Source organism: Roseobacter denitrificans OCh 114 (assembly GCF_000014045.1).
Taxonomy (GTDB): Bacteria; Pseudomonadota; Alphaproteobacteria; order Rhodobacterales; family Rhodobacteraceae; genus Roseobacter; species Roseobacter denitrificans.
On the sequence record NC_008209.1, the window covers coordinates 2,831,662 to 2,845,986 of the forward strand.

The 14,325-nt window shown below is 60.0% G+C and carries 16 protein-coding genes; 14 read left to right on the top strand and 2 right to left on the bottom strand.

The genetic code is table 11. From position 1 onward, the window contains the following. Positions 1-4: 4 nt before the first annotated feature. Positions 5-1,129, bottom strand: coding sequence for a tRNA guanosine(34) transglycosylase Tgt (gene tgt, locus RD1_RS13580; RefSeq protein WP_044033472.1), 1,125 nt, complete (start codon positions 1,127-1,129; stop codon positions 5-7). Positions 1,130-1,225: 96 nt separating this feature from the next. Here tgt and RD1_RS20455 point away from each other — a divergent pair, with 96 nt between their 5' ends. The 9 genes from RD1_RS20455 (at position 1,226) to RD1_RS13625 (ending at position 8,986) form a co-directional block, all read left to right on the top strand. Beyond that, complete coding sequence (locus RD1_RS20455) at positions 1,226-2,734, top strand: pentapeptide repeat-containing protein (protein WP_011569090.1); 1,509 nt, start codon at positions 1,226-1,228, stop codon at positions 2,732-2,734. A 90-nt stretch (positions 2,735-2,824) separates the two neighbouring features. Further along, positions 2,825-3,721 (top strand): SPFH domain-containing protein, encoded by an 897-nt coding sequence (locus RD1_RS13590; RefSeq protein WP_011569091.1) that lies wholly within the window; start codon positions 2,825-2,827, stop codon positions 3,719-3,721. Then, positions 3,718-3,993 carry an NfeD family protein gene (locus RD1_RS13595; protein ID WP_105880260.1) on the top strand — a complete coding sequence of 92 codons (276 nt, stop codon included), beginning with the start codon at positions 3,718-3,720 and terminating at the stop codon, positions 3,991-3,993. Before RD1_RS13590 ends, RD1_RS13595 begins: the two co-directional genes overlap by 4 nt. A gap of 77 nt (positions 3,994-4,070) precedes the next feature. Beyond that, positions 4,071-5,450 (top strand): 30S ribosomal protein S6--L-glutamate ligase, encoded by a 1,380-nt coding sequence (gene rimK, locus RD1_RS13600; RefSeq protein ID WP_011569093.1) that lies wholly within the window; start codon positions 4,071-4,073, stop codon positions 5,448-5,450. 86 nt (positions 5,451-5,536) lie between these two features. Continuing rightward, on the top strand, positions 5,537-5,899 hold the full coding sequence (locus tag RD1_RS13605; RefSeq protein ID WP_011569094.1) for an SUF system Fe-S cluster assembly protein: 363 nt from the start codon (positions 5,537-5,539) through the stop codon (positions 5,897-5,899). Positions 5,900-5,910: 11 nt separating this feature from the next. Beyond that, positions 5,911-6,477 (top strand): sugar O-acetyltransferase, encoded by a 567-nt coding sequence (locus tag RD1_RS13610; protein ID WP_011569095.1) that lies wholly within the window; start codon positions 5,911-5,913, stop codon positions 6,475-6,477. Between the two features lie 23 nt (positions 6,478-6,500). After that, entirely contained in the window at positions 6,501-6,845 is a 345-nt protein-coding gene (locus tag RD1_RS13615) for a HesB/IscA family protein (protein ID WP_011569096.1), read from the top strand. A gap of 124 nt (positions 6,846-6,969) precedes the next feature. Continuing rightward, on the top strand, positions 6,970-7,716 hold the full coding sequence (gene tpiA / locus RD1_RS13620) for a triose-phosphate isomerase (RefSeq protein ID WP_011569097.1): 747 nt from the start codon (positions 6,970-6,972) through the stop codon (positions 7,714-7,716). An 88-nt stretch (positions 7,717-7,804) separates the two neighbouring features. Then, positions 7,805-8,986, top strand: coding sequence for a cytochrome P450 (locus RD1_RS13625; RefSeq protein ID WP_044033147.1), 1,182 nt, complete (start codon positions 7,805-7,807; stop codon positions 8,984-8,986). A gap of 175 nt (positions 8,987-9,161) precedes the next feature. Here RD1_RS13625 and RD1_RS13630 read toward each other — a convergent pair whose 3' ends face one another. Beyond that, positions 9,162-9,632 (bottom strand): Lrp/AsnC family transcriptional regulator, encoded by a 471-nt coding sequence (locus RD1_RS13630; protein WP_011569099.1) that lies wholly within the window; start codon positions 9,630-9,632, stop codon positions 9,162-9,164. Between the two features lie 136 nt (positions 9,633-9,768). Between RD1_RS13630 and cysG the strand changes: the two genes are divergently transcribed. Genes cysG through RD1_RS13655 form a run of 5 tightly spaced genes read left to right on the top strand, consistent with a single transcriptional unit; the run spans position 9,769 to position 14,319 of the window. Beyond that, entirely contained in the window at positions 9,769-11,196 is a 1,428-nt protein-coding gene (gene cysG, locus RD1_RS13635; protein ID WP_011569100.1) for a siroheme synthase CysG, read from the top strand. Continuing rightward, the gene (locus RD1_RS13640) at positions 11,196-11,501 is read left to right on the top strand and encodes a DUF2849 domain-containing protein (protein WP_011569101.1); all 306 of its coding nucleotides are present in this window, start codon (positions 11,196-11,198) and stop codon (positions 11,499-11,501) included. Before cysG ends, RD1_RS13640 begins: the two co-directional genes overlap by 1 nt. Then, the gene (locus RD1_RS13645) at positions 11,494-13,158 is read left to right on the top strand and encodes a nitrite/sulfite reductase (RefSeq protein WP_011569102.1); all 1,665 of its coding nucleotides are present in this window, start codon (positions 11,494-11,496) and stop codon (positions 13,156-13,158) included. The genes RD1_RS13640 and RD1_RS13645 overlap by 8 nt, the downstream gene beginning before the upstream one ends. After that, positions 13,148-13,909, top strand: a complete 762-nt coding sequence (locus RD1_RS13650; RefSeq protein WP_011569103.1) for a phosphoadenylyl-sulfate reductase — start codon at positions 13,148-13,150, stop codon at positions 13,907-13,909. The genes RD1_RS13645 and RD1_RS13650 overlap by 11 nt, the downstream gene beginning before the upstream one ends. After that, positions 13,906-14,319, top strand: coding sequence for a DUF934 domain-containing protein (locus tag RD1_RS13655; RefSeq protein ID WP_011569104.1), 414 nt, complete (start codon positions 13,906-13,908; stop codon positions 14,317-14,319). Before RD1_RS13650 ends, RD1_RS13655 begins: the two co-directional genes overlap by 4 nt. The last annotated feature ends 6 nt before the right edge of the window (positions 14,320-14,325 follow it).

Consider the following 14,325-nt stretch of genomic DNA (forward strand, 5'->3'; position numbering starts at 1 on the left):
TAAGCTAAATTGGTTCGATATCGCCCAAAGCACGCTCAGCCATGAAACCGCTGGTCCATTGATCAAATGTACCTTGCGCGATCGCAGACCGCATGCCCGCCATAAGCTCCTGATAATAATGCAGGTTATGCCATGTCAAAAGCATTGAACTGATGATTTCCTGCGACCGGAACACATGATGCAGATAGGCGCGGCTATAGCTGCGGCACGCGGGGCAGCTGCACTGCTCATCCAGCGGCCTTGGATCATCCGCATGGCGCGCATTCTTGATGTTCACAACACCGCGACGGGTGAAGACCTGCCCTGTGCGCCCGGAGCGGCTGGGCAGAACACAATCCATCATATCAATGCCACGCGCCACGGCCCCGACAATGTCATCCGGTTTGCCCACCCCCATCAGGTATCGCGGCTTGTCGCGGGGCAACTGTTCCGGCGCATAGTCCAGACAGCCAAACATCGCCGCCTGGCCCTCGCCAACCGCAAGCCCGCCCACGGCGTAGCCATCAAATTCAATCTCGCGCAGGGCTGCCGCACTTTCTGCGCGCAGGTCTTCTTCCAGCCCTCCCTGCTGAATACCGAAAAGCGCGTGGCCAGGCCGGTCACCAAAAGCGTCCTTGGACCGCGCTGCCCACCGCATCGACAATTGCATGCTCTTTTCGATGGCCGCGCGATCAGCAGGCAGTGCGGGACACTCGTCAAAACACATGACGATGTCAGAGCCGAGCAGGCGCTGGATTTCCATGGATCGCTCGGGCGTCAGCATGTGCCGTGATCCGTCGATATGACTTTTGAAACTCACGCCCTCTTCGGTCAGCTTGCGCAACGCGGCGAGGCTCATGACCTGAAACCCGCCCGAATCCGTCAGGATCGGGCCGTCCCAGTCCATGAACCTGTGCAAACCGCCAAGCCGGTCGATGCGCTCCGCCGTCGGGCGCAGCATCAAATGGTAGGTATTTCCCAGCAGGATATCAGCACCGGTCTGGCGCACCGACGCCGGCAGCATTGCCTTGACGGTCGCGGCGGTGCCCACGGGCATGAAGGCCGGCGTGCGAATGTCGCCCCGCGGCGTCGAAATCACGCCTGTGCGCGCGCGGCCATCCGTGGCCTGTAGGTCAAAACTGAATCTCATCCGGTCCGTTTGCCGCAAATTTCCCTTCGTTCCAAGCCCTTGATTAATGGCTGCACCCATTCCACAGTCGCCTTATAAAAAGCCAAAGGTCAGACCGTGACAGATCAGGATCACCTCGACCGCATCAACGCGCTTACGGCCAACGCGCGCACCACCTGGTTTGCGCTGCTTGCAGCCCTCGCCTTTGTGGGCATTACGCTGATGGGCGTCAAACACATCGACTTTTACGGTGCCGACCGCGCCACCGCCTTGCCGGTGGTCAATGTCGAAGTGCCCACACGCTTTTTCTTTGTCGCAGCCCCCATTCTGGTGACCGCCATCTATGGCTACTTCCACCTCTACCTGATCCGCCTCTGGGACGCGCTGGGGGCTGCCCCTGCCCGGCTCAACGGTATTCGCCTTGGCGATGCCATCACGCCTTGGCTGGTCAGCGACGCCGCCTTGCATTTCCGCTGTCGGCTGCGGCGGGACAACGCCGCGACCCCCAGAGCACTTGAAGGCGGTGCGATGCTGCTGAACTTCCTGCTCGCATGGGGGTTCGGTTTGATCATCCTCTTTTTCACCTGGCAACTCTCCATGCCCGCGCGCAGTTTTTGGATGACGGGCATCGCGGCGGCAGCCTTCGGCGTGTCGATCATCGCGGGCGCCTCAAGCATGGCCATGATGGCGCGCCGCATGCGCAAACCACCCGACGCAGACCCACCAACCCTATGGGCCACTTGGGTTCAGGCGTTCGGGCTGGCGATCGGCGTCGCAGCGCTGCTGTGGTTCAGCCACCAGAAAACACAAGGATCGTCAGATCACCTTGCACCCCTGAATTTGCTGGGTGAGGAAATCGTCGAACGCCCGGCGGGATGGCTGTCCTATGACGATGCGCGCGCTGAATTTCGCGCCATGTGGTGTCGTCGGGAATCCGTCGGGAACTGCAGTGATCTGGGGCCGCGCGAGGCTGAGTTTGCCGCCGAGTTTGACCGCCGTCGCGGGTCAGAGATCGCGGACCTGCGGCGCGCTGGCTGGATACGGTTCAATACAACCGGCCTCAATCTCAGAAGAGCGGAACTGAGCTACAGCTTTCTGGTGGGCGCGCACCTATGGCAGGCAAATCTGCAGGAGGCTTCTCTCCTTTGGTCAGATCTGGAGCGCGCGTATCTGGCCGAGGCCAATTTTGCGGGCGCCGATATGAGATATATGCAGCTTTACGGCGCGAATCTGAGTTTTTCCCAAATGGCCAGCGGTGCCAACCCGCTGTCCGGCAGCCTGTTTGGCACTGATCTCAGAAGTACCGCAAACCACGGAGGCATGCTCAGGTCCGTTGACATGCGGGGCGTGCTGTTCAATGCGGCGACAGATTTCAGGAATAGTTTTCTGGATGGCAGCGTTCTTGTGACACAAGAGTTCCGCACCCATATGGGCGATCCGTGTCAATGGGTGAAAGGTCGGTTGGATGACCTTGAATTCTATGGCCGCTGGCGTGGCTGGATAGAGGCAATGCCGGAATGGATGATAAAGGTGCAATGGGATGAGATTGCCCCCGACGCCTTCAGGGACATTACCGCGATTGCGCCCCCCGAGGGCTGCGAATGGCAATACGAAACTTCGGAATAATCAGCAGCGGCGTTAAAAAATATTTCAATTCTTGCATTTAACTCCGGCGATGCGCACATCTGAGGAGCGTTTTAAAAAAGGACAGCCGGCATGGATATCGAAACCCTGATCGTTGATCTTCTATCCGGCAATATTGTCTTGCTTTTGCTGGCAGCACTTCTGATCACGGTTGTGTTCAAGGGCGTCAAGATCGTTCCGCAGTCCGAACAATATGTGGTCGAGCGGTTTGGCAGGCTGCGGGCCGTGCTCGGGCCGGGTATCAACCTGATCGTCCCTTTCATCGACCGGGTTGCGCATGAGATTTCCATTCTTGAACGGCAATTACCCAATGCCAGCCAGGATGCGATTACCAAGGATAACGTGCTTTTGCAGGTGGAAACCTCTGTCTTTTATCGCATTACCGAACCTGAACGCACGGTCTACCGCATCCGGGATGTGGACGGCGCAATCGCGACAACCGTGGCCGGTATTGTCCGCGCAGAGATTGGCAAGATGGATCTCGATGACGTGCAGGCCAATCGCGCCCAGCTGATCACCACGATCAAGGCACTTGTGGAGGATTCCGTGAACGACTGGGGCATTCAGGTCACCCGCGCTGAAATCCTTGATGTGAACCTCGATCAGGCAACCCGGGACGCGATGCTGCAACAGCTGAACGCCGAACGGGCACGACGCGCACAGGTCACCGAGGCCGAAGGTTCAAAACGCGCCGTTGAATTGGCCGCAGATGCCGAACTCTACGCATCTGAACAAACCGCAAAAGCGCGCAGAATCCTCGCGGATGCCGAAGCCTATGCAACGCAGGTCGTGGCGGATGCGATCAACGAAAATGGACTTGAAGCGGCGCAATATCAGATCGCGTTGAAACAGGTGGAATCCCTGACCGCGCTGGGGTCAGGCTCCGGAAAGCAGACCATAGTGGTGCCTGCGCAGGCGATTGAAGCCTTTGGAGATGCGTTCAAACTGCTCAAGGGGCGCGGCGCGTGATCGGTGCCTTGGGTATGTGGTGGGTCTGGCTGGCTGCGGCCTTGGTCTTGGGTCTGGCTGAAGTGCTACTGCCCGGGTTCATCTTCCTCGGCTTTGCCATCGCGGCCGTGTTCATGTCTGCTCTGGTTCTGATTGCACCCGAGCTTGGGGCGCCCGCTGTGCTTGCGGTCTATGCGGGCAGCGCATTGCTCTGCTGGATTGGCCTGCGCGTGGTGTTCAAAAAACAATCCAGCGGGGCGCGCATCGTCACCAGGGATATCAACGACAATTAATCTCAGCGCCTTTCGGTTGAGGTCAGGGCAACCACCTGCTACCCAAAGGGTCATTTTTGCGGTTTGGGGGACTGGCGATGGAAAAGCTCACGTTCGGATGGGAGGAATGGGTATCTCTGCCCGACCTCGGCTTGCCCGCAATCAAGGCCAAGGTGGACACAGGCGCGCGCACCTCGGCGCTGCATGCCCATGACATCGAAGTCTTCGGCCCAGCCAAAACGCCAAAAGTGCGCTTCAACGTGCATCCGGTGTCGGGTCGTGATGATATTTCCATCACCTGCTCGGCGCCACTTGTGGACCGCAGGGAGGTTACCTCCTCAAATGGCGAGGCCGAACAGCGGTTCGTGATCTCTTCGGAATTGCATGTTGGCGGACAGAACTGGCCAATCGAGATTACGCTCACAAACCGCGCCTCGATGAATTCGCGCATGCTGCTGGGGCGACAGGCGCTCAGCGATCACATCTCGATCTCGCCGACGGAACGTCATCTGCAACCCGAACTCAGTTATGAGGACTATCACAGCGCATCGCTGAAAAAGGGCGCACCCAAACGCGCGCTGCGCATCGCGGTTCTCAGCCGGGAGGATAACTACTCCACGCGGCGCCTTGTCGAGGTGGGAGAAGCCCGCGGTCACGTGGTTGAAGTCATCGACACAACCCGTTGTTATATGGCGATTAATACCATGGCGCCAGAAGTGCATTATGACGGGAAACGCCTGCCGCGCTATGATGCGGTCATTCCCCGCATCGGGGCTTCGATCACGCCCTATGGCACCGCGGTGATCCGCCAGTTCGAAGCAATTGGGACCTATTGCGTGAACGGTTCCGCCGGGATCACCGCCAGCCGGGACAAACTGCACGCCCATCAGGTGCTGGCCACAAAACGGATCGGCATGCCATCGACGGCCTTTGCCGCCTCACCCAAGGACACATCGAACCTGATGGCATTGGTCGGCACCGCACCGCTGATTGTCAAATTGCTCGAAAGCACGCAAGGCAAAGGCGTGGTTCTGGCCGAGACAAAAAAAGCAGCCGAGTCCGTCATAGATGCATTCCGGGGTCTCAAGGCCAATTTTCTGGTGCAGGATTTCGTCAAGGAAGCAGCCGGAGAGGACATCCGCTGCCTTGTGATCGCCGGCAAGGTCGTTGCGGCCATGAAGCGCACCGGGGCGGAGGGGGATTTTCGTTCCAACCTGCATCGGGGCGGATCGGCGAAAGTCGTGCGCATCACCAAGCAGGAGCGCGACACCGCCGTGCGCGCCGCCCGTGCCTTTGGACTCGGCAAGGCCGGTGTGGATTTGCTGCGCGCCACCGCAGGCCCCAAGGTGCTTGAGGTCAACTCCTCCCCCGGTTTTGAGGGCATCGAAAAAGCGACTGGCAAAGATATTGTGGGCAAGCTCTATGATGAGATCGAAACCCGCGTGCGCCCGCAGCCTGCGCGCAAGCGGAGATCCTGAACTGGCACAAAGGCCGGCGCGCAGCCTCTTTACGGCTCCACCGACAATCCCTATATAAATGATCAGGAACAAAATCGAGGCCTGAGATGAACAACGTACCAGAACCGCTCGAGGGAGCGCCCCTGATTGCGCCGTCAACGACCGATCATCCGTTGTACGAGCAGGTGGTCGAAGCGTGCCGGTCGGTTTATGACCCGGAGATTCCGGTGAACATCTATGAGCTTGGATTGATCTACACCATTGACATCAGCCCTGAGAATGCCGTTGCGATCAAGATGTCCCTGACTGCTCCGGGCTGCCCGGTTGCAGGCGAAATGCCCGGATGGGTGGCCGACGCGGTGGAACCTATTCCCGGGGTCAAACAGGTCGACGTCGAACTGGTCTGGGAACCCCCATGGGGCATGGACATGATGTCTGACGAGGCGCGCCTCGAACTCGGGTTCATGTAGACCGCATCACCATGACATGTGAAAAGGACAAGATGATTGCCGGTGCGCTTTACCAGCTCGGAGATCCGCAACTCGTGCGCGACCGGGCGCGCAATCAGGAATTGCAACGCCGATATAACGCCACGATCGTGTCCGATCAGGACCTGCGCACGACCGTTCTCGACGAATGGCTCGGCAGTCGCGGCACAGGTTGCGCATTGCGCACGCCCTTTTATGCGGATTACGGGTATAACATCCATCTGGGCGACAATGTGTTCTTCAACTACGGCTGTGTCGTTCTGGATGTCTGCGAGGTACATATCGGAGACATGGCGCAGATCGGCCCCTATGTGCAGATCCTGACGGCGGATCACCCGAGGGATGCGGCCAGTCGCGATGCGGGTCTTGAGTTCGGGCGGGCGATCAGCATCGGTCGAAATGTCTGGATCGGCGGCGGTGCGTTGATCCTGCCCGGCGTTCAAATCGCAGATGATGCGATAATTGGTGCCGGTGCGGTTGTGACGCGCGATGTTGCCCAGGGTGTCACGGTTGCGGGAAATCCCGCGCGACCGCTTGTTCCACAGGCATCAAGTCATTAGATTAAAGGCAAAGGAGTCGTCCCATGTTTGGTATTCCCGGCAAACCCCCGGTCACACTGACACCGAAAGCCTGCGCCCAGGTTGCAAAGCTCATGGCATCCGCAGGCCACGCAGGCTTGCGCATCGGCATCAAGAAGGGCGGCTGTGCGGGCATGGAATACACGATGGAATACGTCGAAGACGCCGATCCCAATGACGAGGTGGTCGAGCAGGACGGCGCGCGTGTCATGATTGCCCCGATGGCGCAGATGTTCCTCTTCGGCACTGAAATCGACTACGAAACCAGTCTTCTGGAATCCGGCTTTAAGTTCAGAAACCCGAACGTGACCGAAGCATGCGGTTGCGGTGAATCCATCAAATTCGGCTAACGCGCTGTCCTTATCGCGCAAGGCGGGCAGTTGCAGGATCAGCTAGGCAACACGACGGCACAACAGCATTTGCACCGTTGCACGGCGGCTGTTAGCAAGAAGCATCACACAGCAGGAGAACAAGATGCAGCGTAAACTCGCGGCGGGAAACTGGAAAATGAACGGCACCGTCGCGGACCTGTCCATGATTGACAGCCTGAACAGCGCGCATCCAAATCCCGGCTGTGAAATTCTGCTCTGCCCCCCTGCGCATCTGTTGTCGCAAGCGGTCGCGCAAGCCCGCACAGGACCCGTCCGGATTGGTGCGCAGAATTGCCATTCTGCTGACACCGGCGCTTACACGGGCGATATCTCGGCCCCCATGCTTGCGGACGTCGGCGCAAGCCATGTCATCGTCGGCCACTCCGAGCGCCGCGAAGGATATGGCGAAACCGATGCAGATGTGAAGGACAAGGCTGCAGCCGCGCAAGCAGCGGGTCTGACCCCGATCCTATGCATCGGCGAAAGCCTTGAGCAGCGCGAGGCAGGCGCTGCGCTGGACGTCATACGGGCGCAACTGGCAGGTTCAGTACCCGGCAACAACACCGCCGAGACGCTCGTCGTCGCCTATGAACCCATATGGGCGATCGGCACCGGCAAAATCCCGACCATGGAAGAGATCGCACAGGTACACGCGGTCCTGCGTGCAGATCTGATCGACGCACTGGGGACAACCGGTGCCACGGTTCCCCTGCTCTATGGCGGGTCCGTCAAACCGGGCAATGCGGCCGGAATTTTCGCGCTGGATCATGTGAACGGGGCGCTCGTAGGGGGCGCGAGCCTGACCGCGCAGGATTTCTCTCCCATCATCGAAGCACTGTCCGACAGTTGATGGCGCGGCATGTATGGGCGCCAACGCCCTGTGATACATGCGCCGCGCGCCCATGCCTCTACTTTCTCAAGCGGACTTAAAGGCGGCCATGCAACGACTTATCCAATCCCCGCTGGACCCGGCTTTCGTGCAAAACCCCTATGCATTTTACGCTGAGGTTTTTACCGGCGACACCATTCGCTACTGGCAAGACTACGACATGCCCGCAATTTTTGATGCCGCCAACGTACAGGCGGTCCTGCGCAATCGTCGCTTCGGGCGCGCACTGCCGGCGGATCGGATCGGTCCACCGCGCCCCCACCTCGCCGCCTTTGATGCCGTCGAAGCAGTCTCCATGCTTGATCTGGAGCCGCCTGATCACACCCGGTTGCGCGGCCTGGTGCTGCGCGCCTTTACCTCGCGCCGAATCAAGGCGCTGGCGCCTGACATTCACGACATCTGCGACCGGCTGATCGCGGACCTGCCAAAGGGCGGGTGCAACCTGATCCCCGCATTTTGCACGGCACTCCCGGTGCGCATCATTGCCCGGCTGCTGGGTGTGCCTGCGGAACGCTGCGGTGATCTGTTGCGCTGGTCCAATGCAATGGTGGCGATGTATCAGGCCGGGCGTACGCTCGAGATCGAACACGCCGCCAACGCGGCCGCAAGCGAGTTCACTGCCTTCCTGTCTGATTACATCGACATCAAACGGCGCGCCCCGCAGGACGACCTGATCAGCCACCTGCTGCTGGCCGAGGAAAACGGCCAAAAACTCACCCGGCAAGAGTTGATCGGCACCTGTATCCTGCTGCTCAATGCCGGGCACGAGGCGACGGTGCACACAATGGGCAACGCGGTCAAAGCGCTGCTGGAACATCAAACGCCGCCACAGGCCTTCACCGATCAGAATATCGCCGCAACAGTCGAAGAGGTGCTCAGGTTCGACCCGCCGTTGCACATGTTCACCCGCTACAGTTACGAGGACACCGAAATCGGCGACCACACGATCCGCAGCGGTCAGCAGGTCGCCTTGATGCTCGGTGCCGCTGGCCGTGATCCGGCCCTATGCAAGGATCCGGACGTTTTTGATCCGTTTCGCGCACCCGTCCCACATGCCGCTTTTGGCGGTGGGTTGCATTTTTGCGTCGGCGCGCCACTCGCCCGGCTTGAGTTGCAAATCGGCTTGCAAAGGCTCTTTGCCGCCCGCCCGAACCTCACCCTCAGCAGCCCGCCTCGATTTGCCAATGCGTACCACTTTCACGGCCTCGAACGCCTCGACGTCACCACCTGACCCGACCCATCGCGCCTGAAGGGCTCAGGGTGCAACAAATCCCAAGCATGGAATGCGGCGCAGCCGCGCATTTGGATCACGCGAGAGCGTCATGCGAAAAACATCAATCACGTTACGCTGCCTGACATCAAGGATTTCAACGCGTTACTTGATACGTGGTGTTTCAGATATTTCGTCAGACGCTTGAGAGGGGCAGCATGGTGGTTGATTTGATCTCCTCCATGGACAGGAGCGCGGTGACATTGTGCACGCGCACCTCCGAAATCAGTGCCTGATAAAACGCATCATAGGCGCGCGCATTCTTCACCCTGACCTTGAGGATATAATCGATATCTCCGGCGAGGCGATGCGCCTCCTGCACTTCCGGGCGCGCACGCAGTGCCTTCAAAAACGCCGCCTGCCAGTCGGCCTCATGCTCCGAGGTTCGGATCAAAACGAAAAAGCACGCCTCAAAACCCAGCGCTTCGGCATCAAGCACAACGGTTTGCTGACCGATGATACCGGCTTCCCGCAACTTGCGAATCCGGTTCCATACAGGGGTCTTGGAGGAACCGATTTTCGCCGCAATCTCATCGAGGGACTGGCTGGCATCCTGTTGCAGCACCCCAAGAATTTTCCGATCTGTTTCATCAATTCGAACTGACATTCCAAATAACCGCCTCATTGCGTTTCGTTGTTCTACCTCCCTGCATAAATAGAACATTTGTTCTTATCAAGCGGCGCATATGGTAAAAATTCAGAATTATATTCTATATTGTCCTCAAGAAGTTTGAGGTACCCCCATGGATCATTTCCCTGTTTTCCTGCGTGTGCACGGGCGCCGCATTGTGGTGTCAGGCGGCGGAGAGGCCGCGTTGGCAAAACTGCGCCTGCTGCTCAAGACCACCGGGCATATCAACGTCTTTGCCCAAAACCCAGCGCCCGAAATTCAGAAATGGGCGGCAGAGGGCAAGCTGACGCTGTTCAACCGGGCCATGGCACCGGGTGATGCGCTCTGTGCCGCCTTGTTTTACGCCGCGGATGAGGATGACGCCGAGGACGCCCGCACCTCAGCAATTGCGCGGGCCGATGGCGCGCTGGTGAACATCGTGGACAATCTGCAGGACAGTCAATTCATCACCCCCGCCATTGTGGACCGCGACCCGGTCACCGTTGCAATCGGGACAGAAGGCGCGGCCCCGGTTCTGGCCCGTTCGATCAAGGCTGATCTGGAAAGCCGCCTTCCGGTTGCGCTGGGGCCACTGGCAAGGATCGGCAAAACCTTTCGCAAGGCCGCCGATGCGCTGCCCTTTGGCCGCGCACGGCGCGACTTCTGGCGCGCGTTTTACTTTGAAACCGGTCCCAAAGCGATCAAACAGGGCGAAGCCGCCGTGCGCCAAGGGCTGGACGGCCTGCTTGACGATCACCTGAACCGCAAGGCGCGCCCGGGTCACGTGCATTTCATCGGGGCGGGTCCGGGCGATCCGGATCTGCTGACGCTGAAGGCGCGGCGCGCCCTCGATGAGGCGGATGTGGTGATCCATGACCGCCTGATCAGCCAGCCCATACTTGAACTGGCCCGCCGGGAAGCCATCATGATCGACGCTGGCAAGGAAGGCTTCGGCCCCTCCACCCCGCAAGAGGACATCAACGCGCTGCTGGTGCAACACGCGCGCAGCGGGGCGCAGGTCGTCCGGCTCAAATCCGGCGATGCCACCGTCTTCGGGCGGTTGGACGAAGAGATCGACGCAGTTGACGCGCATCAGATCAGTTGGGAGATCGTGCCCGGAATCACCGCTGCCTCGGCAGCCGTGGCCGCCATCGGCCAGAGCCTCACCAAGCGGGGGCGCAATTCCTCGGTGCGCTTACTGACCGGACATAACATCGCCGGCTTTGCCGATCATGACTGGGCTGCACTTGCCCGTCCGGGCGAAGTCGCCGCGATCTACATGGGCAAGAAATCCGCGCGTTTCATGCAAGGGCGGCTGATCATGCATGGTGCGGATCGGCACACCCCCGTGACCCTTGTCGAAAACGCCTCCCGCCCAGAACAGAGGATCATCGAAACAACGCTCGATGCGCTTCCCGCAGCGCTGTCGGCGGCAGAAATGTCCGGCCCTGCCCTGACATTTTACGGATTACCCAAACGCAAAGCAGCACGCGCCGCTGCGGACCTCGCGCCCGCGCTCAACACGGCCACGCGCCCCACACATGCACAGGAGGCTTTCTGATGCCCAAAGCATTCACGCCCAAAGTCGTCACCGCAAACCATTTGCTCAAAGGTGACGTCATTTATCAGACCGCCACTGGATGGACCCGCGATCTGGCCGAGGCTGAGGTATTGACCGATGAGGCGGACGCGGACCTGCGCCTGATTGATGCCGCACAGCAGGTTTCCTTGGTGGTCGGCGCGTATCTCGCGGACGTCGACACCGCCGGTGGCGTGCCAAAACCCACCCATTTTCGCGAAGACTTCCGCGCGCGCGGCCCGTCCAACTACGCCCATGGCAAACAAGAGGACCTGAGCAATGTATAAGTACACCGATTTCGACGCGGCTTTCATCAAGGAGCGCAACGCCCAGTTCCGCAGCCAGGTCGAGCGGCGCATTGACGGCTCGCTTACCGAAGATGAATTCAAGCCCCTGCGCCTGATGAACGGGCTGTATCTGCAACTGCATGCTTACATGCTGCGGGTCGCCATTCCCTATGGGACGCTGAACGGGCGTCAAATGGACAAGCTGGCCGATATCGCCGATCGCTGGGACAAGGGCTATGGCCATTTCACCACGCGGCAGAACATCCAGTTCAACTGGCCTGAATTGCGGGACATCCCTGATATGCTGGACGCGCTCGCGGAGGTGCAGATGCATGCGATCCAGACGTCAGGCAACACCATTCGCAACGTGACTGCGGATCATTTCGCCGGGGCCGCCGCCGATGAGATCGCCGATCCGCGCCCGGTGGCGGAGCTGATCCGGCAATGGTCCACCGACCATCCGGAGTTCCAGTTCCTGCCCCGCAAGTTCAAAGTCGCCGTGACCGGATCGCCCAATGACCGCGCCGTGACCAAGGCACATGACATCGGGTTGCGCATGCTGGAACGCGATGGCGTGGCCGGGTTCGAGGTTATCGTGGGCGGTGGCCTCGGGCGCACCCCCATGATCGGCAAGGTGCTCAGGGATTTCCTGCCGCGCGAAGACCTGCTGCCCTATCTCGAAGCCATCGTGAGCGTCTACAACCTGCTGGGACGGCGTGACAACAAGTACAAGGCCCGCATCAAGATCACCGTGCATGAAAACGGCATCGACGATTTCCGCGCGCGGGTAGAGGAACGCTTTGCGCTGATCCGTCCGCAGTTCGGCGGCATTGATCAACAGCTTCTGGCCGGCATCGAGGCGGATTTCGCAGCCCCCGATTTCAAAACAAAGCCAGTGGCGGATTTCGAGGCTGCCTATACCAATGATCCGGTCTTCCGGTCCTGGGCCGACACCAACCTGACGGACCACCGCGCCCCGGGCTATGCGATTGTTTCGATCAGCCTCAAGGCGCATGCCGCCACCCCCGGCGATGCCACCTCAGCGCAGATGCGCGTGATGGCAGACCTTGCGCGCGACTACGGGCATGATGAATTGCGCATCAGCCACGAACAAAACGTCATTCTGCCGCATGTGCATAAATCCGACCTGCCCGCGCTGCATGCACGGCTAAAAGAGGCGCAGTTGGCCACGGCGAACATCGGGCTGATTTCGGACATCATCGCCTGCCCCGGGATGGATTACTGCGCGCTGGCCACGGCCCGTTCGATCCCCATAGCGCAAGAGATCGCGACCCGGTTTGACGACCTCAAGCTTGAGCATGACATTGGGCCGCTCAAGATCAAGATATCGGGCTGCATCAATGCCTGCGGTCATCACCACGTCGGCCACATCGGCATTCTGGGCCTTGATCGCGCAGGGGTCGAAAACTATCAGATCACGCTGGGGGGCGACGGATCAGAGGACGCGACCATCGGTGAGCGGGCGGGTCCGGGTTTTTCTGCCGACGAAATCATCCCAGCGGTGGAACGGATCGTGATGGCCTATCTTGAATTGCGCGACGCACCCGAAGAAACGTTCCTCGAAACCTATCGCCGCATCGGTCTGGCCCCCTTCAAGGCGGCCCTTTATCCGGAGGTGCAGGCCGATGCCGCTTGATGAGGCGCAGCCTGTGGACCAGAGCGGCAGGCGCACAGATGAGTTGCAGGCGCTGGTGCAGGAGCTGAACACGCGCCTGCGCCATCATGGGGCGGTGGATGTGCTGCAAGTCGCTCTGGCCGAAATCACCCCGCTGAGCCTCGTGTCCAGCTTTGGGGCGGAATCGGTGGCCTTGCTGCATCTGGCCTCCATGGTGGATCGCAACATACCGGTGATCTTTGTGGATACCGAAATGCTGTTCACGCAGACGCTGGTCTATCAACAGGAACTTGCGGAGCGTCTGGGCCTGCGCAACCTGCGGATCGTGCGCAGCGGTGATATCGCGCACCGCGACCCAACTGGCACAATGCACCGGCACGACCCGGACGGATGCTGTGCCTTGCGCAAAACCGAACCGCTGCAAAAGGCGCTTGTCGGCAGCAATGGCTGGATCACCGGGCGCAAACGCTATCAATCCGGCCAACGCGCAGCACTTGAACACTTCGAGATCGAAGCGCAGACCGGCCGCATCAAGGTGAACCCGCTCGCCTATTGGCAAGCCGGAGACGTGGCCGACTACATCACTGAAAACCGCCTGCCCCGGCACCCGCTGGTCGCACAAGGCTACCCATCCATCGGCTGTGCGCCCTGTACCTCGCCAGTGCAAAGCGGCGAAGACGCGCGCGCCGGACGCTGGCGCAACACTGAAAAAGACGAATGCGGCATCCATTTTGTGAACGGCAAAGTGGTCCGCCAAGGAGATATGAAATGACTGTCATCGTAACCGATACGGGCTTTGCCCCGGACGACTGGACCGAGGGTTTTGTGGCCCTCGGCGCTGCCAATGACGCCGAAGCGCTGGATGTGCCCTCGGATGCAGACCCGAACCAGATCCCGATCTGTGACGGGCTTCATATGGTGCGCATTGATTTTCCATCCTCCGCGGACGGGCGCGGCTTTACGATTGCGCGGGCCTTGCGCCTGCGCGGCTACACCGGGCGGCTGCGGGCGCGCGGACATGTGCTTGCGGATCAATATGCGATGGCGCGGCGCTGCGGCTTTGATGAGGTCGAGATTGACGCAAGCCTCGCCAAACGCCAGCCCGCAGAGCAGTGGCAGTTCCGTGCCAACTGGCAGGCACATGACTATCAGAACCGCCTGCGCGGCGCGGCCACAGGGTAGCGCGGC

Bases quoted from the DNA above. Each gene is read 5' to 3' on its own strand.
- tgt (WP_044033472.1), bottom strand. From the start codon at position 1,129: ATGAGATTCAGTTTTGACCTACAGGCCACGGATGGCCGCGCGCGCACA.
- RD1_RS13590 (WP_011569091.1), top strand. From the start codon at position 2,825: ATGGATATCGAAACCCTGATCGTTGATCTTCTATCCGGCAATATTGTC.
- rimK (WP_011569093.1), top strand. From the start codon at position 4,071: ATGGAAAAGCTCACGTTCGGATGGGAGGAATGGGTATCTCTGCCCGAC.
- RD1_RS13605 (WP_011569094.1), top strand. From the start codon at position 5,537: ATGAACAACGTACCAGAACCGCTCGAGGGAGCGCCCCTGATTGCGCCG.
- RD1_RS13610 (WP_011569095.1), top strand. From the start codon at position 5,911: ATGACATGTGAAAAGGACAAGATGATTGCCGGTGCGCTTTACCAGCTC.
- RD1_RS13615 (WP_011569096.1), top strand. From the start codon at position 6,501: ATGTTTGGTATTCCCGGCAAACCCCCGGTCACACTGACACCGAAAGCC.
- tpiA (WP_011569097.1), top strand. From the start codon at position 6,970: ATGCAGCGTAAACTCGCGGCGGGAAACTGGAAAATGAACGGCACCGTC.
- RD1_RS13625 (WP_044033147.1), top strand. From the start codon at position 7,805: ATGCAACGACTTATCCAATCCCCGCTGGACCCGGCTTTCGTGCAAAAC.
- RD1_RS13630 (WP_011569099.1), bottom strand. From the start codon at position 9,632: ATGTCAGTTCGAATTGATGAAACAGATCGGAAAATTCTTGGGGTGCTG.
- cysG (WP_011569100.1), top strand. From the start codon at position 9,769: ATGGATCATTTCCCTGTTTTCCTGCGTGTGCACGGGCGCCGCATTGTG.
- RD1_RS13640 (WP_011569101.1), top strand. From the start codon at position 11,196: ATGCCCAAAGCATTCACGCCCAAAGTCGTCACCGCAAACCATTTGCTC.
- RD1_RS13645 (WP_011569102.1), top strand. From the start codon at position 11,494: ATGTATAAGTACACCGATTTCGACGCGGCTTTCATCAAGGAGCGCAAC.
- RD1_RS13650 (WP_011569103.1), top strand. From the start codon at position 13,148: ATGCCGCTTGATGAGGCGCAGCCTGTGGACCAGAGCGGCAGGCGCACA.
- RD1_RS13655 (WP_011569104.1), top strand. From the start codon at position 13,906: ATGACTGTCATCGTAACCGATACGGGCTTTGCCCCGGACGACTGGACC.